This window comes from Nesterenkonia sp. LB17 (assembly GCF_022565915.1).
Classification (GTDB): domain Bacteria; phylum Actinomycetota; class Actinomycetes; order Actinomycetales; family Micrococcaceae; genus Nesterenkonia.
Genome location: NZ_JAJOYX010000004.1, coordinates 45,447 through 67,091 on the forward strand (window position 1 = coordinate 45,447; position 21,645 = coordinate 67,091).

20 protein-coding genes are annotated in these 21,645 nt (G+C 68.3%); 14 read left to right on the top strand and 6 right to left on the bottom strand.

From position 1 onward, the window contains the following. Positions 1-95 precede the first annotated feature (95 nt). From LTH96_RS10140 to LTH96_RS10155, 4 genes are all read right to left on the bottom strand, one after another. The gene (locus tag LTH96_RS10140) at positions 96-809 is read right to left on the bottom strand and encodes a dienelactone hydrolase family protein (RefSeq protein WP_241465621.1); all 714 of its coding nucleotides are present in this window, start codon (positions 807-809) and stop codon (positions 96-98) included. Positions 810-908: 99 nt separating this feature from the next. Next, positions 909-2,228 (bottom strand): ABC transporter substrate-binding protein, encoded by a 1,320-nt coding sequence (locus tag LTH96_RS10145; RefSeq protein ID WP_241465622.1) that lies wholly within the window; start codon positions 2,226-2,228, stop codon positions 909-911. 97 nt (positions 2,229-2,325) lie between these two features. Continuing rightward, positions 2,326-3,186: a carbohydrate ABC transporter permease gene (locus LTH96_RS10150; RefSeq protein WP_241465781.1), complete on the bottom strand. Its 861-nt coding sequence runs from the start codon at positions 3,184-3,186 to the stop codon at positions 2,326-2,328. Positions 3,187-3,281: 95 nt separating this feature from the next. Next, positions 3,282-4,211, bottom strand: coding sequence for a carbohydrate ABC transporter permease (locus tag LTH96_RS10155; RefSeq protein WP_241465623.1), 930 nt, complete (start codon positions 4,209-4,211; stop codon positions 3,282-3,284). A 242-nt stretch (positions 4,212-4,453) separates the two neighbouring features. Between LTH96_RS10155 and LTH96_RS10160 the strand changes: the two genes are divergently transcribed. The 9 genes from LTH96_RS10160 (at position 4,454) to LTH96_RS10200 (ending at position 12,429) form a co-directional block, all read left to right on the top strand. Beyond that, positions 4,454-4,741: a hypothetical protein gene (locus LTH96_RS10160; protein WP_241465624.1), complete on the top strand. Its 288-nt coding sequence runs from the start codon at positions 4,454-4,456 to the stop codon at positions 4,739-4,741. Continuing rightward, on the top strand, positions 4,738-5,094 hold the full coding sequence (locus LTH96_RS10165; protein ID WP_241465625.1) for a monovalent cation/H(+) antiporter subunit G: 357 nt from the start codon (positions 4,738-4,740) through the stop codon (positions 5,092-5,094). The genes LTH96_RS10160 and LTH96_RS10165 overlap by 4 nt, the downstream gene beginning before the upstream one ends. Then, on the top strand, positions 5,091-6,035 hold the full coding sequence (locus LTH96_RS10170) for a hydrogenase subunit MbhD domain-containing protein (RefSeq protein ID WP_241465626.1): 945 nt from the start codon (positions 5,091-5,093) through the stop codon (positions 6,033-6,035). Before LTH96_RS10165 ends, LTH96_RS10170 begins: the two co-directional genes overlap by 4 nt. Continuing rightward, positions 6,032-6,472 carry an NADH-quinone oxidoreductase subunit K gene (locus LTH96_RS10175; protein WP_241465627.1) on the top strand — a complete coding sequence of 147 codons (441 nt, stop codon included), beginning with the start codon at positions 6,032-6,034 and terminating at the stop codon, positions 6,470-6,472. The genes LTH96_RS10170 and LTH96_RS10175 overlap by 4 nt, the downstream gene beginning before the upstream one ends. 8 nt (positions 6,473-6,480) lie before the next feature. Next, complete coding sequence (locus LTH96_RS10180; RefSeq protein ID WP_241465628.1) at positions 6,481-8,118, top strand: complex I subunit 5 family protein; 1,638 nt, start codon at positions 6,481-6,483, stop codon at positions 8,116-8,118. Then, a complete protein-coding gene (locus tag LTH96_RS10185) occupies positions 8,112-9,665 on the top strand; it encodes a complex I subunit 5 family protein (RefSeq protein ID WP_241465629.1) in 1,554 nt (517 codons plus the stop codon). Before LTH96_RS10180 ends, LTH96_RS10185 begins: the two co-directional genes overlap by 7 nt. Continuing rightward, positions 9,665-11,512: a complex I subunit 5 family protein gene (locus LTH96_RS10190; protein WP_241465630.1), complete on the top strand. Its 1,848-nt coding sequence runs from the start codon at positions 9,665-9,667 to the stop codon at positions 11,510-11,512. The genes LTH96_RS10185 and LTH96_RS10190 overlap by 1 nt, the downstream gene beginning before the upstream one ends. Then, entirely contained in the window at positions 11,509-12,051 is a 543-nt protein-coding gene (locus LTH96_RS10195; protein WP_241465631.1) for a Na+/H+ antiporter subunit E, read from the top strand. Before LTH96_RS10190 ends, LTH96_RS10195 begins: the two co-directional genes overlap by 4 nt. A gap of 120 nt (positions 12,052-12,171) precedes the next feature. Continuing rightward, entirely contained in the window at positions 12,172-12,429 is a 258-nt protein-coding gene (locus tag LTH96_RS10200; protein ID WP_241465632.1) for a hypothetical protein, read from the top strand. Positions 12,430-12,438: 9 nt separating this feature from the next. Here the strand turns inward: LTH96_RS10200 and LTH96_RS10205 are convergent, their stop codons facing one another. Then, complete coding sequence (locus LTH96_RS10205; RefSeq protein WP_241465633.1) at positions 12,439-13,656, bottom strand: ROK family protein; 1,218 nt, start codon at positions 13,654-13,656, stop codon at positions 12,439-12,441. Between the two features lie 108 nt (positions 13,657-13,764). Between LTH96_RS10205 and LTH96_RS10210 the strand changes: the two genes are divergently transcribed. The 5 genes from LTH96_RS10210 to LTH96_RS10230 all read left to right on the top strand — a co-directional run bounded on the left by LTH96_RS10210 (position 13,765) and on the right by LTH96_RS10230 (position 19,738). After that, positions 13,765-15,285, top strand: coding sequence for a sugar ABC transporter ATP-binding protein (locus tag LTH96_RS10210; RefSeq protein WP_241465634.1), 1,521 nt, complete (start codon positions 13,765-13,767; stop codon positions 15,283-15,285). After that, positions 15,282-16,349 (top strand): ABC transporter permease, encoded by a 1,068-nt coding sequence (locus LTH96_RS10215; RefSeq protein ID WP_241465635.1) that lies wholly within the window; start codon positions 15,282-15,284, stop codon positions 16,347-16,349. The genes LTH96_RS10210 and LTH96_RS10215 overlap by 4 nt, the downstream gene beginning before the upstream one ends. A gap of 66 nt (positions 16,350-16,415) precedes the next feature. Next, positions 16,416-17,471 carry a substrate-binding domain-containing protein gene (locus LTH96_RS10220; RefSeq protein WP_241465636.1) on the top strand — a complete coding sequence of 352 codons (1,056 nt, stop codon included), beginning with the start codon at positions 16,416-16,418 and terminating at the stop codon, positions 17,469-17,471. 9 nt (positions 17,472-17,480) lie between these two features. Continuing rightward, the gene (locus tag LTH96_RS10225; protein ID WP_241465637.1) at positions 17,481-18,731 is read left to right on the top strand and encodes a Gfo/Idh/MocA family protein; all 1,251 of its coding nucleotides are present in this window, start codon (positions 17,481-17,483) and stop codon (positions 18,729-18,731) included. A gap of 5 nt (positions 18,732-18,736) precedes the next feature. Continuing rightward, positions 18,737-19,738, top strand: a complete 1,002-nt coding sequence (locus LTH96_RS10230) for a sugar phosphate isomerase/epimerase (RefSeq protein ID WP_241465638.1) — start codon at positions 18,737-18,739, stop codon at positions 19,736-19,738. A gap of 126 nt (positions 19,739-19,864) precedes the next feature. Here LTH96_RS10230 and LTH96_RS13095 read toward each other — a convergent pair whose 3' ends face one another. Next, the gene (locus LTH96_RS13095) at positions 19,865-21,361 is read right to left on the bottom strand and encodes an ice-binding family protein (protein WP_370644430.1); all 1,497 of its coding nucleotides are present in this window, start codon (positions 21,359-21,361) and stop codon (positions 19,865-19,867) included. Positions 21,362-21,645 lie beyond the last annotated feature (284 nt).

Below are 21,645 nucleotides of genomic sequence, written 5' to 3' on the forward strand. Positions count from 1 at the left end.
TCCTCCCATGTGACAGAGAGTGAGTTCCGTAGCGGACACGATACCCTCCCCCGGTGGCCCTGCCGAGGCTGCGGACGCGGGAGGAGCGCTGGGGCTCAGACCACCTTCTCTGCGAGGAACTCCACCGCACGGTCCCAGGCGAGCTGCGCCTGCTCTGGATCGTAGGTGCCGGCGGCGTTGGTGTCGTTGTGGAACGCGTGGCCGGCGTCGTAGTAGAAGTAGGTGACCTCGGCGCCGGACTCGGCCCGGATCTGCTGCGCCTGCTCGCGGGCCCGCTCCACCGGGCAGCTGTCATCGTGTTCGGCGTAGTGGCCCTGCACCGCGGCGGTGACCCCGACGTAGCTCTTCGGCACGCCCTGGCCCACTCCGTAGAACGGCACCGCGGCGGAGACCCTGTCCCCCTGCTGGGCGGCCAGGGCGAGCACGAACCCGCCGCCCATGCAGAAGCCGATGGCGCCGACCGAGGCGGAGGTGACCGCATCCAGCCCCAACAGGTGATCGGTGGCGCCGGCGAGCAGTCTGGCGCCCTCCTCGGCGGGCAGCCTCGACATCATCTCCCTGGCCTCGGCCCCGTCGTGGGTGATCGACCCGCCGTAGAGGTCCGGGGCCAGTGCGACGAAGCCTGAGGCCGCGAGCCGGTCGGTGACGTCCTTGATGTGATCGGTGAGTCCCCACCACTCCTGGATCACGATCACCCCGGGCCCGGAGCCGCTCTCGGGCAGCGCCAGGTAGCCGTGCCCGGTCTGCTCACCGGCGCCGGTTCCGTTGAGGGAGAAGGTGGTGTTCTGGTGCGGGGTCGGTTCGCTCATGGTCTGACTGTAGCGAACCCGCAGAACCGACGAACGCACAGAACCGCCGCCCGGCCCAGTGGGTCGAGCGGCGGTTCTGGTGTTCACATGCTGCGGTGTCTACTCCAGCTCGGAGGCCAGATCGCGCTCGTAGAGGTCTTCGAGGGAGGACTGCACGGACTCCATCTCCTCGGCCACGTCGACGTCGTTGGTGAGGATGCTCTGCAGGGTCTGCGAGAGCTCCAGGTCACCGCCGGGGAGGAAGACCCGCGCGTTGTCCTGCGAGCGTGCGCGCTCCAGCTGCTCGACGGCGACCTGGAACTGCGGGGTCTCCTCGTAGACGGCCGACATGTCGGCGTCCTGCTGGACCGGCATGTACCCGGTGTTCTCCGAGAAGAATGCGGTGTTCTCGGTGTTGGTCATGAAGCCGATGAACATGGCCGCGGCCAGCTGCTCCTCGGGCTCGGAGTTCGCCGAGATCATCAGACCGGCACCGCCGGTGGGGGTCTCGCCCTCAGCCTCGGGGCCGCCGGGCAGGAACGCCACGCCGACCTCGAAGTCGGCGGTGTCCAGGATGCCGCCGAGCGAGCCGGTGGACTGCACGATCTGGCTGGTGGCGCCGGAGCCGAAGTCATCGGCCGGGTCACCGGAGGAGACCGAGGCCCAGTCGTCGGTGGCGTCCTGCGCGAACTCGAGCGCCTCGACCGTCTCGTCTGAAGAGACGGGGGCGAAGTCCCACTCATCGGACCAGCTGCCGCCGTAGCCCCAGATCAGGTTCTGCATCCACCAGGCGGGATACTCCTCCTGGGGTGGGAAGGAGAACGCGGAGTTCGCGGTCTCGGCCTCCACCAGCTGCTGGGAGACCTCGGCGACCTCTTCCCAGGTCTCGGGAGCAGATTCGATGCCGGCCTCTTCATAGTGATCGGCGTTGTAGTAGAAGAGCGGGGTGGAGCGGGCATACGGCACGCCGTAGTGGGAGTCCTCATAGACGTAGTCCTCGTAGAGGGCCTCCACATAGCCGTCGGTGTCGACCTCGGCCGCCTCAAGGACCTCGTCGACTGCCAGCAGCGAGTCATTGAGGTAGTTGGGGAACCAGGTCGCGTCCGAGAGGACGACGACGTCGGGGGTCGCGCCGGTGCCCTGGGAGGTCTGGAACCCCTGGGAGGTCTCCTCGTAGGTGGCGCCGGAGTTCTCCAGGGTGACCGAGATGCCGGACTCCTCCTCGAAGGCGGCGATCAGCTCTTCCTCCTGATCCACCGACCCGCCGGGGTGGTTGGACCAGAAGACGATCTCCTCGGCCGGCTCGACCTCGGCCCAGTCGACGCCCTCGCCGGCCTCCTGCTCATCGCCGGAGGTGTCGGGGCCGCATGCGCTCAGCGCGAGTACGGCGATGCTCAGGGCTGCGACGCCCGTCGTCGTCCTGCTGTTCAGCTTTTTCATCAGGTGCTCCTTGTGGTGCGGTGATTGATTCGGAGTCGTGACAGGGAGGTCTGGGTGGCGCCCGGTGGTCCGGCGGCGGAGAGCATCTCGGCTTGGGTCATTTCACGGAGCCCTGGGTCAGTCCGGCCACGATGTACTTCTGCAGCGCGGCGAAGATGATGAGCATCGGGGCGATCACGATGACCGCGCCGGCCATCAGGATCCCGTAGCTGCCGGCCTGGGTCTCGACCGACTGCAGCAGGTTCAGGCCCACCGGCAGGGTCATCTTCTCGGCGCTGCCGGTGATGACCAGCGGCCAGAGGAAGCTGTTCCACTCGTTGACCACGGTGACCAGACCGACGGTGGCGATGGCCGGGATGGACACCGGTGCCGCGATCTGGAAGAGCTTGCGGAAGTGTCCGGCGCCGTCGAGCTCGGCGGCCTCGAACATCTCTTTGGGCAGGGCCATGAAGTGCTGGCGCAGCAGGAAGGTGCCGAAGGCGGTGCCCAGGCCCGGCAGAATGATGCCCCAGAGGGTGTCGCGGCCGCCGAGGCCGGTGATCGTCAGGTAGTTCGGCAGCATCGAGACCTCAGGGGGGACCATCAGAGCCACCAGGATGCCCAGGAAGATGAAGTTCCGGCCTGGGACCTTGATGAAGACCAGCGCGTAGGCAGTGGTGACCGCCAGCAGCACCTTGATGCTGGAGCCCACCAGGGTCACGTAGATGCTGTTGCCGAACATCGTCAGCAGCGGCACTCGATCCACGACGTTGCCGAAGTTGTCCAGGGTGGGATCCTGCGGCAGCAGCGTGGGGTTGAGCGTGACGATCTCGGTCGGCGGCTTGAAGCTGGAGGAGACCATCCAGGCCAGCGGCAGCACGATCACGATCAGCGCCACGAAGATCGGAAGGTAGCCGGTGAAGATGGTGTCGGCGAGGTTCTGCCGGCTGAACGCGTCCAGCCAGCCGCCGCGGCGCATCTGTTTGCGCTCGGCCTTGGTCAGCTTCTGCTTCTTCTCCGGGGCGATGCCGCGGGGCTGCGCATCCTCTTTGGGGGGTCGCGATCGGGTCAGGCTCATGAGTAGTGCACCTTCCGCTCGACGAAGCGCAGCTGGACAGCGGTGATGAAGAACAGGGTGAAGAAGAGCACCACGGCGATGGCCGCGGAGTAGCCGGCTCGCTGATAGGCGCCGAAGGACTGCAGGTAGATCTCAAAGATGATGGTGTTGGTGCCGTGACCGGTCGGGGTCATGGTGCGCAGGATGTCGAAGGCGTTGGTCATCGAGAAGAGGATGTTGGTGACCAGAAGGAAGAACACCGTGGGGGTCAGCAGCGGCAGCGTGACCGAGACGAAACGGCGGATCGGGCCGGCCCGGTCGATGGTCGCGGCCTCGATCAGGTCCTTCGGGATGGACTGCAGCCCGGCGAGGAATACCACCGCGCAGTAGCCGAGGTTCTTCCACACATAGACGATGATCACCATGAACAGCGACCAGTCCTCATTCAGGTACCACTCCGGGGAGCTGACGCCGAAGAACCCGAGGATGTGGGAGAGCCCGCCGCGGGTGGGATCGAAGATGAAGTTCCAGACCATCGCCACCCCGACCCCGGAGAGCACATAGGGGGAGAACACGGCGGTGCGGGCGGCGGTCTTGCCCGGGATCTTCTTGTTCAGCACCAGCGCGATCAGCAGGCCCAGGATCATCGAGCCCAGCACCGCGCCGGCGGTGAAGATGCCGGTGACCCGCCAGACCTCCAGGCCGGAGTCTGAGGTGAAGAAGGCCACGTAGTTCTCCAGCCCGATCTGGGTGGCGCTGGAGGAGCCCAGCCGCCAGTCCAGGGTGGAGTAGTACATGTTGGAGAACAGCGGGTAGTAGATGAACGCGAGGATCAGCAGGATGTTCGGACCCGCGAAGAGCAGGAACAGGGACCAGTTCTTCGACTGCCGTCGTCGGTGCGCGCGAGCGCGCGTCCGTTCCTGCTCAGTCTGCACAGCAGAGCTCATCCAGCTTCCTTCCAGTATTTACTGACCTCATGTTAGCCACACCACTGACGAGTTGGGTGACAGAGCGTGAACTCCACATGAACGGTCCCAGATTGAGAGACAGGTCACAGTGCCTCAGTGTATGTCCTGGCGGCGGGGTCAGATCGTTAGGCTGGTGTGGGTCGGCTCGAGCAGCTGACGACTGGCGCGGACAGTGACACATCCCTGCCGAGTGACAGATTCCTGGTGAGTGAGGAGCGGCGATGAGCGAAGCAGTGCTGCTGGGCGTCTTCGCAGTGCTGCTCGCCAATTACGTTTTCGCCCTGGCCGTGTTCGCCCGTCGCGGCCTGGCCGGTGACTGGCTGCTGGTGGTCCTGCTCACCGGCACCACCGGCGCCGCACTGGCGGCGGTGCTCGCCGCCCTGGCCGACGACGGCGCCCGGTACCTCGACGTGGCGCTGGTGCTCACCGGCACGGCGGCGGTCGCGGCGGCGGTGCGCGCCGGACTGCGCAGGCGCCCCCGGCGAACCGGCGCGCAAGGGCCCGCATGAGCGAACTCAGCCAGCTGGCGGCCCTGGCGCTGATCCTGGCCGGCACCTTCTTCTTCAGCGTGGGCACCTTGGGCCTGATCCGCTTCCCCGACCTGCGCAGCCGGCTGCATGCTCTGACCAAGGCGGACAATCTGGGCCTCGGGCTGGTCCTCACCGGCGTCGCGCTGCTGCTGGGGAGCTGGACCAGCGCCGCGGTGCTGGTCCTGACCTGGGTGTTGGCGCTGGCGGCGGCGTCGATCTCGGCCCATGTGCTCGGCGGCATCGACGCCGCCGAGCAGTTCCAGCAGCACCGGGGCGGCTCGGCGACGCAGGCGACTCCACCGACGCCGGACACCCCGGAGCGCCAGTCATGACCGGTGGAGTCCCGGCCGCAGACCTGGTGCTCGGTGCTGGGCTGCTCGCCTCGGTGCTGTGCACCGTTCTTCCGAGCTCCCGGTTCGCCCAGTCCATGGGCCTGCTCGGCCTGGGCGTGCTGACCACGCTGGCCTGGCTGCGGCTGGGCAGCGTGGATGTGGCTCTGGCCGAGGCGGGCATCGGCGGCGGGATCCTCGCAGCACTGCTGGTCTGGGTCTCGGTCAGCTCCCCCGCCCAACCCTCCCCCGATGCCGCGACCGCGCCGCGGTGGACCTGGCTGCGACCTGTGGTGGGCACGCTCAGCGCCATCACCCTGACCGTCGTCGCCGCGGCCGTCTGGCTCCGCGCCGAGCAGTCGCTGCCCGCCTGGGACGCGGCCCTCACCGCGAATATGGGGCTGACCGGTGTGGAGCATGAGATCACCGGCGTGCTGCTGGTCTTCCGCTTCTACGACACCCTGCTGGAATCTGCGGTGCTGATGCTCACGGCCGTCGCCGTGCTCGCGCTGGGTCACGGTGACGTCGGGCCTCGGGCCGGACTCAGCGCCGCGCTGAGCCCGGCGCCGCCGATCCCGGCGAGCCTGCACTGGCTGATCCGGGTGTTCGCCCCGGTGCTGTTCCTGGCCGGACTGTGGCTGCTCTTCGCCGGCAGCACCGACTCAGGGGGTGCCTTCCAGTCCGGGGCCGTGCTCTGCGCGGTGCTGATCCTGCTGCACAGCGCCCACGTGCCGTTGGGGAAGCTCACCGTGAGCTGGCTGCGCCCAGTGCTGGTGGCCGGCGTCGTCGTCTTCATCCTGGCCGCCCTGGCACACCTGAACGCGCCCTTCTCCTTCCCGGTGCTGCTCACCATCGAGATCCTGCTGACGCTGGGGATCGCGGCCGGGCTCTACGCGATCTATCTGTGCCTGGACAACCCCGCGCGGCGCGAGGTCACCACATGATGCCCTTGTCTGTGGCCCTCGGTCTGGCTGGCGTGGGCGCGATCGACCTCTCCCAGGTGCAGTGGTACCTGCTTCTCGGCACGGCGATCGCGGTGATCGGGATGGTGCGGATGCTGCTCACCCGGGACCTGGTCGCCCGGCTGATCGCGCTGAACGTCACCGGGATCGGCTCGCTGATGCTCATCCTCGCCCTGGCGGCCCGCACGGCGGAATCCGGTGATGCGGCCGGCGCGGGGGACGGGACCGATCCGGTGCTCTCGGCACTGGTGATCACCGGCCTGGTCATCACGGTGGCCTTCACCGGACTCGGCGCGGTGCTGATCCGCCGGATCGAAGGTGTCCAGGACGTCGAAGGCCCCGAGGACACCAAAGACTCCGGAGACGCCGGAGACTCTGGACACTTCAACGGCTCCAAGGACGCGGAGGCCGAGGAGTGACCGCACCGATGAGCCTGACCCTGTTCTGCCTGGGCGCTGTGGTGCTGGTTCCGCTGCTGGCCAGCGCGCTGAGCGTGCTGCTGGGCTCGGTGGCGCGGCGGGTCCTGGGCGTGATCACCTCTGCGGCGGTGCTCGGCCTGAGCACCCCGATCCTGGTCCAGGTCACCTCCGGGCAGACCCTCGAGCTCGCCCTGGGCGGCTTCGAGTCCCCGCTGGGCATCACCCTGCGCGCCGACGGCCTCTCAGCCCTGTTCCTGGCGATGACCGCCGTGGTCGGCGCGGTGGTCAGCTGCTATGCCGCCGCGCGCCCCGCCTCCACCGGGAAGCGGCTGGTCCCAGGCACACCGGACCGGGATGCGGACAAGCAGCATCACCGTCACACGGAGCCCCCCGGAGTCTGGCGCGCGGGTCACGCCGGTTTCTGGCCGCTGTGGCTGGGCTGCTGGTCCGGGCTCAACGCCGTCTTCCTCTCCGGGGACCTGTTCAACACCTATGTCGGGCTGGAGCTGGTGGGACTGACCGCGGTGGCGCTGGTGGCCCTCGGCGGCCGTGACGCCTGGCCCGCGGCGCTGCGCTACCTGTTCATCGCGGTGCTGGGCTCGCTGCTGTTCCTCATCGGGGTCGCGCTGATCTACTCGGTGACCGGCACCCTGGACATCATCGACTCCGGCGAGATCATCACCGGGCTCGCCGCCGAGGACGACGCCGACCTCGCCGCCGTCGTGCTGGCGCTGTGCCTGATCAGTCTCGGCCTGGCGCTGAAGGTGGCCCTGGTGCCGCTGCACCGGTGGCTGATCCCGGCGCACTCCTCGGCCCCCAGTGCGGTCTCCCCGCTTCTCTCCGCGCTGGTCATCAAGGCCGCGCTGTTCGTGCTGCTGCGCGTCTGGCTGTGGGTCGCCGGTCCGCTGCCGGAGCTGGCGATCCTGGCCTGGGTGCTGGCCGGGATGGGCGCCGCCGCGATCCTGGTGGGGTCGGTGATGGCGCTGCGGCAGACCCGGCTCAAGCCGCTGATCGCCTACTCCACCGTGGCCCAGGTCGGATACTGGTTCCTGCTGCTGCCGCTGCTGCTGGACCCCGAGACCAGCGCACTCGAAGGCCAGCCGGGCACCACGTTGGACGACGGCGCGGTGCTGGCGGGCGCGCTGAGCGGCACCGTGGCGCTGGCCCTGGGGCACGGGCTGGCCAAGGCCAGCCTCTTCCTCTCCGCCGGGCACCTCAAGGACCTCTACGGCACCGATGAGATCGCAGATCTGCGCGGCGCCGGCCGGGCACACCCGATGCTGGTCATGAGCATGGGTCTCAGCGCGGTGGGCCTGATCGGGCTGCCACTGTCCCTGGGCTTCTCCGGCAAGTGGCTGCTGGCCACCTCCGCCGTCGCCGCCGGACACTACTGGATGCTGGTGGTCCTGGTGGCCGGAACCCTGTTCAGCGCCGCCTATCTGCTCAAGGCGGTGGCTCCGCTGCTGGTGATGAGTGAAGACGATCAGACCGAGCTGACCCTGCCGCAGGCCCAGACCCGCCCCGAAGACCCCACGCTGACCGGGAAGGCGCAGCTGGCGCCCTTCGTGCTGGGACTGCTCACCGTGCTCACCGGATTCCTCGGCGTCTGGCTCACCGGGGTCCTGGAGGTGGGCGCCCCATGGTGACCTGGCTCGAGCAGATGCCCGGGGAGCTCCTGCCCGCCATCCCGGTGGTGATGGTGCTGCTGTCGCTGACCGCCGCCGTCGCGATCTTCCCGCTGCCGGAGAACAGCGTGAAGCTGCGCGCCGGGATCAACCTCACCGCCGCGGTGGCGAAGGTGCTGCTGATCATCGCCCTGGTCCCGGCCGTGGTGGCCGACGGCGCCCGGCCCGAGTTCTCCGCACCCTTCCTGCCGGGCATCGACCTGGTGCTGCGGGTGGACCCGCTGGCGCTGTTCTTCGCCGGGCTCTCCTCGCTGCTGTGGCTGCTGACCACCGTCTATGCCCTGGGATACCTGCGCGGGACGAAGAACAAGAGCCGCTTCTTCGGGTTCTTCAGCCTGTGTGTCACCGCCACGGTGGGCATCTCCTTCTCCGGGAACCTGGTCACCTTCCTGGTGTTCTACGAGCTGCTCACCGTGGTGACCTACCCGCTGGTGGCGCACTGGGGCACCCCCGCCTCGCTGCGGGCGGCCCGGATCTACCTGCGCTACGCCCTGGGCGGCGGACTCGCGGTGCTCATCGGAGTGGTCTGGCTGACCATGTACGTGGGCCCGGTCGACTTCGCCGACGGCGGCGCCGAGGGTGTCACCGAGCTGGTCGCCTCGAATCCGATGCCGGCGCTGCTGATCTTCGGGCTGCTCGTGGGCGGTCTGGGAGTCAAGGCCGCGCTGTTCCCGCTGCATGGCTGGCTGCCGCTGGCGATGGTCGCACCGGCCCCGGTCTCGGCGCTGCTGCACGCGGTGGCGGTCGTCAAGGCCGGCGTGTTCGGGATCGTGCGGGTGCTCCACGACGTCTTCGGGGTCGAAGCCGCCGCCGAGCTGGGGGTGCTCACCCCGCTGCTGATCCTCGCGGCGTTCACCATCCTCTATGGCTCCTATCAGGCGCTGCGCCAGCAGGAGATCAAGAAGCGGCTCGCCTATTCCACGATCTCCCAGGTCAGCTATGTGGTGCTGGGGGTGGCGATGGTCAACGTGCTCGCCACCACCGGCGGGGTGGTGCACCTGGTCCACCAGGGACTGATGAAGGTGACGCTGTTCTTCTGCGCGGGACTCTTCGCGGAGGTGATCCGCGCCCATACGGTGAGCCAGCTGCGCGGGGCGGGACGACGGATGCCGCTGACCTCGGCGGCGTTCACCGTGGGCGCCTTCGGCATGATCGGGCTGCCGCCGACGGCCGGGTTCATCTCCAAATGGCAGCTGGGCACCGGAGCGCTGGCCTCGGAGCACCCCTGGGTGCTGTGGGTGCTGGTGGGCTCCTCGCTGCTCAATGCGGCATATTTCCTGCCCGTGGTCTACGCGCTGTGGTTCGTCGATCCCGAGGAGGTGGAGCCCGAGACGCTGGTGAGCCGCGGATCCGACGCCTCAGATCCGCTGCGGGTCCGCGAGCCCAAGAGCCTGCTGATCCCGGCGCTGATCACCGCCGGGCTGACCCTCTTCGTCGGGATCGCCGCCTCGCTGGCCTTCGCCCCGCTGCAGGTCGCCCGGTTCATCGCTGAGGGGGTGCTGGGCTGATGCTGATCTCACCCCCTTCGCTCTTCTCACCGTCGCTGCTCATCGCACTGTCCCTGCTGACCCCGCTGGTCATCGTGCTGGTCCTCGGGCTCGCGGGACTGCTGCGCCCGCTGCAGGCGTTCACGCTTCGGCGCCGGCTGACCCTGTTCGCGCCGCTGGCCGTGGCCCCGGCGGTGCTGCTGGCGCTGCTGGCGGAACCCGGCTCCGTCGCTGAGACCGTCGAGGTGCCCTGGCTGCTCTTCGGGGCGCATTTCGGGGTGGACCTCTACGCCAGGCCGCTGCTGCTGATCGCCGCGCTGCTCTACGGGGCCGCGCTGCTGTCGATCAGCTGGATCAAGCTGCGTGATGCGGAGCGGGGCTCGGGCGCGCTCTCGGCGTTCTTGCTGCTCAGCTTCACCGGCAACATCGGCACCTACCTCGCCGCCGACGCCGCCAGCTTCTATCTGGCCTTCGCGCTGATGAGCTTCTCCGCGGCCGGCCTGGTGATCCACTACCGGACCCCGGCCGCGCAGCGCGCCACCCGGGTCTACCTGGTGATGTCGGTGCTCTCCGAGACCGCCATCCTGGCCGCGCTGATCCTGATGACCTCCGCCGGCGGGTTCCTGCTCGCCGAGGCCTCCGAGGCGGCAGGCACCGCGCACACCGGGTTGATCCAGGGGCTGCTGATCTTCGGATTCGGGGTCAAGGCCGGCACCGTCCCGCTGCATGTGTGGCTGCCGCTGGCCCATCCGGCCGCGCCGCCGGCCGCCTCGGCGGTGCTCTCCGGGGCGATGGTCAAGGCCGGGATGATCGGCTGGCTGCGGTTCCTGCCCGAGGGCGAGACAGCCGGGGCGGTGCTGCTGACGCTGGCGCTGATCGGGGCGTTCGCCGCCGTCGCCGTCGGAGTCCTCCAGCATGATCCGAAGGTGGTCCTGGCCTATTCGACCATCTCGCAGATGGGGTTCATCACCGTGCTGGTCGCGGTGGGGCTGATGGTCCCCGAGCTGCGGGCCGCGACGTCGGCTGCCGCGGTCATCTACGCGGTCCACCATGGCCTCGCCAAGGGGGCGCTGTTCCTGGGGGTGCCGGTGGTCAAGCACTATGCCCGGGGTCGGACCGGGATCCTGGTGCTGCTCGGGATGCTCGGGGCGGGGCTGGCCGTGGCGGGGGCTCCGCTGACCTCCGGGGCCTTCGGCAAGTATGTGTCCAAGGAGGCGGTGAGTGGGATCGAGGTCCTCGGGGTGGGGCTGGATCTGCTGCTGCCGCTGGTCGCGACCGGGTCCACCCTGCTGCTGCTGCGCTTCGCCGTGGTGATCTGGGCGGCGGACCGTGATCCGCGCCGGCGGGCCGATGGGGAGCTGTTGTCCTGGCTGGGGGTCTGCGCGGCAGGGATCGTGGTCCCCTGGGTGATCGGCGCCCGGTGGGTGACCGATCCGGTGCAGGCAGACGGCGTCGCCGTGCCGAGCTGGGAGCCGAGCACCCTGTGGGACGCGACCTGGCCGATCCTGTTCGGGATCCTCCTCGCGGCGCTGGTCTGGGGCGCGGCCCGCCGCGGGCTGCTTCCGGTGCGGCTGCGCGGCGAGACGACGCCGGCGGTCCCGCCCGGGGACCTGCTGCTGGCGGAGGAGTCGCTGCTGCGTCGCGTCGGGGCTGCCGGCGGGTCGGCGCTGGATGGTGCACATGGGTTCACCACGTCCGCCGCCGAACGCTGGGGCAGCCTCTGGTCCGCCGCGGCGCAGCGGGGACGACGCGCAGTCTCCTGGGCGGAGGCTCGGCTGGGCGGCTGGGAGTCCACCGGCCTGATGCTGGTGGTGCTGCTGACCGTGGTCACGGTGGCCACGATGCTCGTGGCAGGGAGGTTCTCATGAGCAGCTGGGTATTGGCCGGGGTGCTGCGCGCCGTGGTGCTGGGCGTCCTCTGGTGGGCGCTCTCCGGAGCCGGCGCAGACTACCTGATCTACGGGCTGGTCTCGGTGGCGCTGGCCACGGGGATGAGCCTGCTGCTGCTGCCGCCCTCCGCGCGGCGCTCACCGCGCGGCTGGCCTCGCCGGCTGGGATCATCGATCGTGCTGCTGGGCTGGTTCCTGGGGCAGTCGGTGCTCGGCGGACTCGATGTGGCACGTCGGGCGCTGGCCCGTCCGGTCGACATCGACCCCGACGTCGTCGTGGCGCCCTTTGCGCTGGAACCGGGTCATGCCCGCCAGCTCGCCCTGGCGTTGATGAACCTGATGCCCGGGTCCATGGTCCAACAGGTGGTCACCGCCGACGGTGAACCAGCGGACAACACCGCCGAGGGACCGGTCCTTCCATCTGCGGCGGTGCAGCTGCACACGCTCTCCCCCGCGCTCGACCCGGCGGACCAATGGGCCCGGCTGCAGCGCCGGGTCGGTGCCGCCTTCGGGGACTGAGGCTGGCTTCGCCCAGTGCGGTTCGCTTGGACAGTGAGGCTGGCTGATCCGGTGGAGCCGCGGCGCGCGGGCGCCCCTGCGCAGGTCTCGCTCGAGGTGTTTCACCGTAGGGTTGATCGCATGGCACGCCAAAAAGACGTCATCAATGGACTCTTGTTCTTCGCCCCGATCGGCATCGTGCTCTCCGCCATCCCACAGGCACCGGATTACACGGCGACCCTCGGCTGGGGACTGGCCCTGCTGATGGTGGGCACCGCCCTGGTCCTGGCGCTGCGCAGCGCCAAGGCCCAGCGGGACGGCAAGGCTCAGCAGAACGGCAAGGCCCAGCAGAACGGCGAGGCTCAGCCTGACGCTGAGACCCCGGACAAGGTCTACTGACCGCTGACCTCAGCCGACCAGTCGGTTCACGTTCTCGACCGAGAGCCCGTGGCCGGTGACCAGCGCGGAGGCTCCGAGCACCCCGGCGCGCGCCCTGGTCTGGGTGACCACGATGCGCAGGTGCTGGGTGGCCAGCGGCAGCGAGCGGGAGTAGACCGCCTCGCGGATCCCGGCCAGGAAGTGTTCCCCCGCCGTGGAGACCACCCCGCCGATCACGATGACCGAGGGGTTGAGCAGGTTCACGCAGCCCGCCAGCACCGATCCGACCTGCCGCCCGGCCTGGCGCACGGTGCGCAGAGCCTCCACGTCACCGGAGCGCACCAGGTCCAGCATCGCCGCATGGTGCGGCACGTCGAAGCCGCGCTCGCGCAGCTGGGCGGCGATCGCCGGCCCGGAGGCGACCGCTTCGAGGCAGCCCGCATTCCCGCAGGTGCAGGGTGTCGTGTCGCCGTCGGGGATCGCGATATGGCCGAGGTCCCCTGCCGCTCCCTGGGCGCCGTGCTGGAGCCGACCATCGCTGATGATGCCGGAGCCGATGCCGGTGGCGACCTTGACGAACATCATGTTGGCCACACCCGGGTAGGTCACCGCGTGCTCCCCCAGGGCCATGGCGTTGACATCGTTGTCCACCATGATCGGCACCGGGAACCACTGGCGCAGATGTCCGGGAATGTCGAAGTGGTCCCAGCCCGGCATGATCGGCGGGCTCATCGGCCGGCCGGTGGCGAACTCCACCGGACCCGGTACGCCCACCCCGACACCGAGCAGGTCCTCGGGGCTGCGTCCCGTCTCCTGGAGGAGCTCCATGGCGATCGCGCCCACCGCGTCGAGCACCGCCACCGGGCCCCGGGTGATGTCGAGCTCCTGCTCCTTCTCCGCCAGCACCCGGGCCGCCAGGTCCGTCACGGCGATCCGCGCGTGGGTTCCGCCGAGGTCCACGGCGAGCACCGACCGGGCGTCGGGATTGAAGGCGAAGGTGCTCGGCGGCCGGCCCCCGGTGGAGGAGTTCTCCCCCGCAGGGCGGATCAGCGAGGCATCCAGCAGCTCCTCCACCCGCGCGGAGATCGTGGATCGCGCGAAACCGGTCATCGCCGTCAGGTCTGAGCGCGTCCGCGGCGTCCCGTCCCGCAGGAGCTGGAACAACGCTCCCGCGCTGTTGGGAAGAGTGTTCCCCGCCGGCGCGAACGCCACGCTGTTCTGCTCATCGATCACGGAGAAGGAGGCCATGGTTCAAGTAAACCACCCGGTGTTCAGTCAGAGTGAGTCCGAAAGTTTTACGTATTTAGTTTGACTTTTGATTGACAGCCGACAGAAGTGCCCCCTAAATTTGTGAGCATGGTCACACAAAATGGTGGGTCCGAGCTCCTCCGGATGCGAGGGATCATCAAGCACTTCCCCGGCGCCAAGGCCCTCGACGGCGTCGATCTCGACATCCGGGCCGGTGAGGTCCATTGTCTGCTCGGTCAGAACGGCGCCGGGAAGTCGACCCTCATCAAGGTGCTCTCCGGCGCCCATCAGCCCACCGAGGGCGAGATCCTCTGGAAGGGTGAACGGGTCACCATCCCCACCACGATGGCCGCGCTGCGACTGGGCATAGCCACGATGTATCAGGAGCTCGACGTCGTCGACGGTCTCAGCGTCGCCGAGAACGTGTTCCTCGGTCACGAGCTCAGCTCGGGGGGCGTGCTGCGTCGGGCCACCGCCCTGGAGCGCACCCGCGACCTGCTCCGGCGCCTCGGTCACCCCGAGATCCCCGCCCAGCGCGAGGTCGGACGTCTGCCCGCAGCGGGGAAGCAGATCGTCTCGATGGCCCGGGCACTCTCACATGACGCGCAGCTGATCATCATGGACGAACCCTCCGCGGTGCTTGATCCCGAAGAGGTGGAGAACCTGTTCCGAGTGGTGCGAGCTCTCCGGGACGAAGGCGTGGCCGTGGTCTACATCTCACATCGCCTCGAGGAGATCCGCCGGATCGGAGACCGGATCACGGTGCTCAAGGACGGGCGCACCGCGGCCACCAGCCTCGAGGTCGAGGACACCCCCACCAGGGAGCTCATCGCGCTGATGACCGGGCACGAGGTCATCTCCGACTTCGGCGGCACCGCGATCGGAGCCACCAGCGATCAGCCGCTGCTCGAGGTCGACGGACTCAGCCTCGACGGAGTCTTCGAGCCGGTCTCCTTCGACGTCCGCCCCGGTGAGGTCGTGGGACTGGCCGGACTGGTGGGCGCGGGCCGCTCCGAGATCCTCGAAACCATCTACGGAGCCCGCCGCGCCACCGCCGGCGAGGTCCGGGTCAAGGGCAAGAAGCTGCGCCGCGGCTCCATCGCCGATGCGGTCAACCACGGGGTGGGACTCGCCCCGGAGGAGCGCAAGAGTCAGGGCCTGCTCCTGGACGAGCCGATCTACCGCAACATCACCCTCTCCACGTTCGCCCGCTTCGCCCGATCCGGCCTGCTCAACGAGCGCGCCGAACGCACCGCGGCCCGCGAACAGGCCGAGGCGCTCCATCTCTCCCCCGCCGACGTCCAGCGCAGCATCCGCACCCTCTCCGGCGGAAACCAGCAGAAGGCGATGCTCGCGCGCTGGCTCGTGCATGGGTGCGACGTGCTGCTGCTCGACGAGCCCACCCGCGGCGTCGACGTCGGGGCCCGGGCCGAGATCTACGGACTGGTCAGGGAGCTGAGCCGGCAGGGCACGGCAGTGCTGATGGTCTCGAGCGAGATCGAGGAGGTCCTGGGACTCGCCGATCGAGTCCTCGTCGTCGCTGACGGCAGGGTCGTCCACACCGGAGCGACCAGGGACATCGACGAACACCAGGTGCTTGATCTTGTGATGGAAGGAGCTCACGGATGAGTGAGACGAAAGAAACAGGCGTCCCCGCCGGTGCGGACACTCCTGCCGGCGAGGAGCTCCCGAGCCGGGACCTCAGCCCGGACGAGGAGAAGGCACCGAAGACGGTCGGCGGGTCGAACCTCAGCCTGGGACACAGCCTCGGCCTGATCCTCGCCCTGGCGGCACTGGTGGTCCTGGGCGTCGTCACCGGCGGTGATCGCTTCCTCAGCGTGGCGAACCTCATGGTGATCCTGCAGCAGGCCGCGGTGATCGGGGTGATCTGCATCGGCGTGACCTTCGTGATCACCTCCGGAGGCATCGACCTCTCGGTGGGCTCGGTGATGGGACTGGCCACGGTCTGGGCCACCACGCTGGGCACCCAGGCCATCGCGATGGACGTCCACTGGTCGATGATGTTCTTCACCGCGCTGGCGGTCGGCGCCGCGGCTGGACTGCTCAACGGCGTGATCATCGCCTACGGGCGGGTGGTCCCGTTCATCGCGACCCTGGCGATGCTCGTCGCCGCCCGCGGCTTCGCCGAGCTGATCTCCGGACGGCAGACCCAGATCGTCACCGTGCCGGGCTTCACCAGCACCTTCCGCGGAGACCTGCTGGGCATCCCGATCATCGTCTGGATGTTCCTGATCGTCGCCGCCGCTGGATGGTTCCTGCTCAACCGCACCACCTTCGGGCGCCGCACCATCGCCGTGGGCGGCAACCCCGAGGCCGCCCGGCTGGCCGGCATCAAGGTCAAGCGCCACCTGGTCATGGTCTACGCCCTCTCCGGGCTCTGCGCCGGCATCGCCGCGGTGATGATGCTCAGCCGGACCACCTCGGGCTCCTCCACCCACGGCCTGCTCTATGAGCTGGACGCCATCGCCGCCGTCGTCGTCGGCGGCACCCTGCTGGCAGGCGGCCGCGGCACCATCTTCGGCACCGTCCTGGGAGTCATGGTCTTCGCGGTGCTGCGCAACGTCTTCGTGCAGAACAACCTCGACTCGTCCGTACAGGCGCTGGTCACCGGCGCGATCATCGTCGGTGCCGTGCTGCTCCAGCAGCGCTTCTCCAGCCACAGTCGAACGTGACCTGAGCACCTCATCACCTGAATCAACCCACTCGCACAGCTGAATCAACTTCCATCAGGAGGAATCATGTCTCGCACCCCACGCCGGTACCTCTCGGCCGCTGCGCTCATCTCAGCCACCCTGCTCGTCAGCGGCTGCCTCTCCAACGACCCGGTGGAGGCGGAGTCCGGCGACGACGACGCCGCGGCCGCCGCCGCTGAACCTGCGGGCGACAACGCCGAGCCCGGTGAAGACGTCGTCATCGGGTTCTCCGGCCCTGCCGCCGGACACGGCTGGATCGGCGCCATCACCGAAGGCGCCCAGTCCCAGGGGGAAGAGTTCGAAGACGTCGAGCTGCGCGTCTCCGAGGGCACCGATGACGTCAATCAGCAGATCAGCCAGATCGAGCAGTTCATCAACGACGGCGTGGACGCGATCGTGGTCCTGCCCTTCGACGGCGCCGCACTGACCGAGGTGGCCACCGAAGCGATGGAGGCGGGGATCCCCGTGGTCAACGTCGACCGCGAATTCTCCAGTCCCTTCGCCGCGCGCACCACGATCCTCGGGGACAACTACGGCATGGGCGTCTCCGCCGGAGAGTACATCTGTGAACAGCTCGGCGACCAGGAGGATGCGGTGGTCGCGGAGATCGCCGGCATCGACTCGCTCCCGCTGACCCAGGACCGCAGCGAAGGGTTCGAACAGGCCCTCAGTGACTGCGGACTCGAGGTCGACAACCGGGTCGCCGCGGACTTCACCGTCGCCGGCGGCGAGAGCGCCACCGCGAACCTGCTCCAGGCCGCACCGGAGATCGATGCGATCTGGAACCACGACGACGATCAGGGCGTCGGAGTCCTGGCCGCCATCGAGAACGCCGGGCGCGACGAGTTCTTCATGGTCGGCGGCGCAGGCTCCGCGAACATGATGCGCGAGATCGAGTCCGGGGACTCCGTGGTGGAGGCCACGGTCATCTACCCGGCCACCCAGGCCGCCGACGGCGTCCGGCTGGCTCGGCTGCTCGCCCAGGGCCGGGCCCTGGGCGACCTGGTGCAGATCGAGGTCCCTCGCGAGATCCAGCTCTACGCACCGGTGGTCACCGCCGAGAACGTGGACCAGTACCTGCCCTACGCCTTCGAATCCTGAGCGGCAGTCATGGCTGAACTGGAGAAGCCACGATTGGGCGTGGCCATGATCGGGCACGCCTTCATGGGCCGGGTCCACTCCCAGGCCTGGAGGTCCGCCTCACGGTTCTTCGACCTTCCGATGGAGCCGCAGATGCGGGTGCTCGTCGGCCGGGATGCACAGCGGAGCAAGCAGGCTGCGCAGCGGCTGGGCTGGGTCGAGTCCGCCACCGACTGGCGGCGGGTGCTCGAACGCAAGGATGTGGATCTGATCGACATCTGCACCCCGGGTGACACCCACGCGGAGATCGCCGCGGCGGCGCTGGAGGCCGGCAAGCACGTGCTGGTGGAGAAGCCGATGGCCAACTCGGTGGCGGAGGCGCAGCGGATGAACGACGCCGCCCATCGAGCGCGAGCCCAGGGCATCCATGCGATGGTCGGCTTCACCTACCGCCGGGTGCCGGCGCTGAAGCTGGCCCAGGAGCTGATCGCTGAGGGCCGGATCGGTGAGGTGCGCCAGGTGCGGGCCCAATATCTGCAGGACTGGCTCGGCGATGAGACCGCGCCGCTGTCCTGGAGGTTGGACAAGGCCCGCGCGGGGTCCGGGGCGTTGGGCGACATCGGCGCCCACATCGTGGACCTGACCTGTTTCCTCACCGGTCAGCGTTTCGCCGGGGTCTCCGGGATGCTCGACACCATCGTCGCGGAACGCCCGGTGGCCGCTGCGGCCGCCGTCGCCGCAGGTGGGATCGGCGGTGGCAGCGGTGGTCTCCGTGGCGGGCCGGGAGCCTCCGCCGAAGCGTCTGGCACGGCCGCGACGGGCCCGGTCACGGTGGACGACGCCGCCCTGGTCACCGCTCGGCTGAGCTCGGGCGCCCCGGTGATCCTGGAGGCCTCCCGGTTCGCCTGGGGTCGGAAGAATGCGCTGCGCATCGAGGTCTCCGGGTCTCGCGGGGCGGTCAGCTTCGACTTCGAGGACATGAACGTCCTGCACTACTACGATGCGACGCAACCGGCGCGGACCGCAGGGTTCACCCGGATTATGGCCACCGAACCGGAGCACCCTTATCTCGAAGCCTGGTGGCCGGCCGGCCACGGGTTGGGCTACGAACATGGATTCACCCACCAGGTGGTGGATCTGGTGCGCGGGATCGCTGCCGGGAAGGATCCGCGGCCCTCATTCGAGGATGGCCTCCACGTGCAGCGGGTGCTGGAGGCAGTGGAGCGCTCCAGCGGGGCCGCGCATCAATGGACCGAGATCCACGATCACGAACGGAGATGAAGACCATGGCACGACCAGTCACGCTGTTCACCGGACAATGGGCGGACCTGCCCTTCGAGGAGGTCGCCCGGCTCGCGGGTGAATGGGGCTACGACGGCCTGGAGATCGCCTGCTGGGGTGATCACCTGGACCCACGGCGGGCCGCAGAAGACGATGCCTACGTGAAGGATCGCCTGGACATCCTGGAGAAGAACGGGCTGAAGGTCTACACGATCGCCAATCACCTCCGTGGACAGGCGGTCTGCGACGACCCGATCGACGCCCGGCACCGCGACATCCTGCCCGATCACATCTGGGGCGACGGCGACCCCGAGGGGGTGCGGCAGCGGGCGGCCGAGGAGATGAAGTACACGGCGCGGGCCGCGGCCCGACTGGGGGTCAACACGGTGACCGGCTTCACCGGGTCCGCGAGCTGGAAGTATGTGGCGATGTTCCCTCCGGTCTCCGCGGAGCTGGTCGAGGCCGGCTACCAGGACTTCGCTGACCGGTGGAACCCGATCCTCGACGTCTTCGACGAGGTGGGGGTCCGCTTCGCCCATGAGGTGCATCCTTCGGAGATCGCCTATGACTATTGGACGACCCAGCGCGCACTGGAGGCGATCGGGCACCGGCAGGCGTTCGGCCTGAACTGGGATCCCTCCCATATGGTCTGGCAGGACATCGATTCGGTGGCGTTCCTCTGGGACTACCAGGACCGGATCTATCACGTGCACTGCAAGGACACGAAGAAGCGGCTGAACGGGCGCAATGGCCGGCTGTCCTCGCATCTCGCCTGGGCTGATCCGCGGCGCGGCTGGGACTTCATCTCCACCGGCCGCGGCGATGTGCCCTGGGAGGACGCCTTCCGGATGCTCAACGCGATCGGATACACCGGTCCGCTCTCGGTGGAGTGGGAGGACGCCGGGATGAACCGGCTGATCGGAGCACCCCAGGCCCTGGAGTTCGTGCGGGCCAATGCGTTCGAACCCTCGGATGCCGCGTTCGATGCGGCGTTCTCCTCCTCCTGAGGCGGGACTGGCGCGTCAGCCCAGGACATGACGAAGGGCCCGATCTGACACCTGGTGATTGCACCCACCAGGTGTCAGGCTCGGGCCCTTCGGCTGTCTGGACCTTGGATCAGGCCCAGGATCGAACTAGTCGCTCGAGGTCGAGCGCTGCCGCCTGATGATCAGCAGTGTGGCGCCGCCGAGGATGAGCAGCACGCTCAGCCCGACGAGCACGCTGGTCAGCGTCCCGATGCCGGTAGAGGGCAGATCCGAGGAATCGGATGCCGCCTCGGCTGAGTCGTCGTCCGTGTCAGCCGCCGATGCGTCTGCCTCACTGGTCGCGTCGTCTGAGTCTGACGGGGCAGCGGATTCTGTCGCGTCATCGTCCGTTGTGTCATCCTCCGTCACGGCATCGTCCGTTGTGTCAGATGCGGTTGGGGAATCCGATCCACTCGGGGCATCGGATTCCGTAGGTGATGCCGAAGCTTCCGGGCTCTCCGCGTTCGTCCGCGCGGCCGAATCGGTGGGCTCCTCGGTTGGGACCGCAACCTCAGTCGGCTCGTCCGTCGCGGCTGGAACATCAGTGGGCTCCTCGGTCGGGACCGCAACCTCGGTCGGCTCCTCAGCAGGAACCGGCACCTCAATGGGTTCGTCCGTGGGGACTGGGACCGCGGTCGGCTCCTCCGTCGGGACCGAAGTCTCCGTGGGCTCCTCGGAAGGAACTGGAGTCTCCGTCGTGACTGGCGTCTCGGTGGGCTCCTCGGTAGGAACTGGAGTCTCGGTCGGTTCTCCCGTCGACTCCACGGCGCAGCTGGTGGTGGTGAAAGTGTTGGTGTCCAGGGTCACGGCGCCGTTGCGAGCGAGGGCCCGGCCCTGCACGGTGGCGCCCGTCGTAGCGCTGATCGAGGTGAGCGCCAAGATGGAACCCACGAAGGTGGATCCGGTTCCCAGGGTCGCTGAGCTCCCGACCTGCCAGTAGACGTTGCAGGCTTGTGCACCGTTGATCAGTGAGACATTGCTGGACGTTGCGGTGATCAGGCTCGACGCCACCTGGAAGATGAACACCGAATTCGGATCCCCCTGGCCGTCAAGCGTCAGCGTGCCGGTGAGTTCGATGGCCCCGGTGGAATTGTAGACACCATCAACGAGGGTCTGCCCGCCGAGATCACCGGCGATGCTCGCAGTCGGAGCGCGCCCGGCCACGTCGTTATAGGCAGTCACGAGATCCGATTGAGCCTGAAGGGCCTCTGCACCGCCCGCGTGAGTCGTTCCGCCGACCAGCCCCGGGGGGAAGCCCGTGATGGCGTTGCCCGGGCTGACTCCCAGGTCCCCGCTCAGGATGCTCGGGCCCGTATTCGTGACGGTCTGGCCACCAAGCACCGAATAGGACCCGGCAGTGCCAAGCCCTACAGGAGTGGTGGCGGCAGAGGCAGCGGACGAGAACGACAGAGCGACCGCCATAACAACAAAAGTGACGAGCAGAGCGCTCAGCCCAACTCTCAACTGTGTACTGAAATCGGGCCGCTGGACTGCTGGCGCAGATCGAGCCGAGCTGGTCGTATTATTCATTTTTCCCCCCGGAATGGAATGCACTTTTTGCCGATCGAACCTAGTCGTTCGCACAAGTTCCAACAGATTTTTCACCCATGTAGATCTGGGCGATCTGGGTCACTTTTCGCTGAGATTACGGCGCAGTCTGAAGATCCACAAGCCCAGTTTCATCGCCATGCCTCACAAGATTAACCAGGCGCGGCCTGAGGTGCAGTGATGGTGGAAAATATCATTTTTAGCCGGCCGAGTAAGTACTACGTAATTCATCAGTAGAAAATACCGAGGGAGTATCACCAGGTTCTCTGCCTTGCACGACGATGCAGAAAACACAATTCCGCGGAGGCGGAAAACCGCGCGAGCACTGCCTGGAGACGACC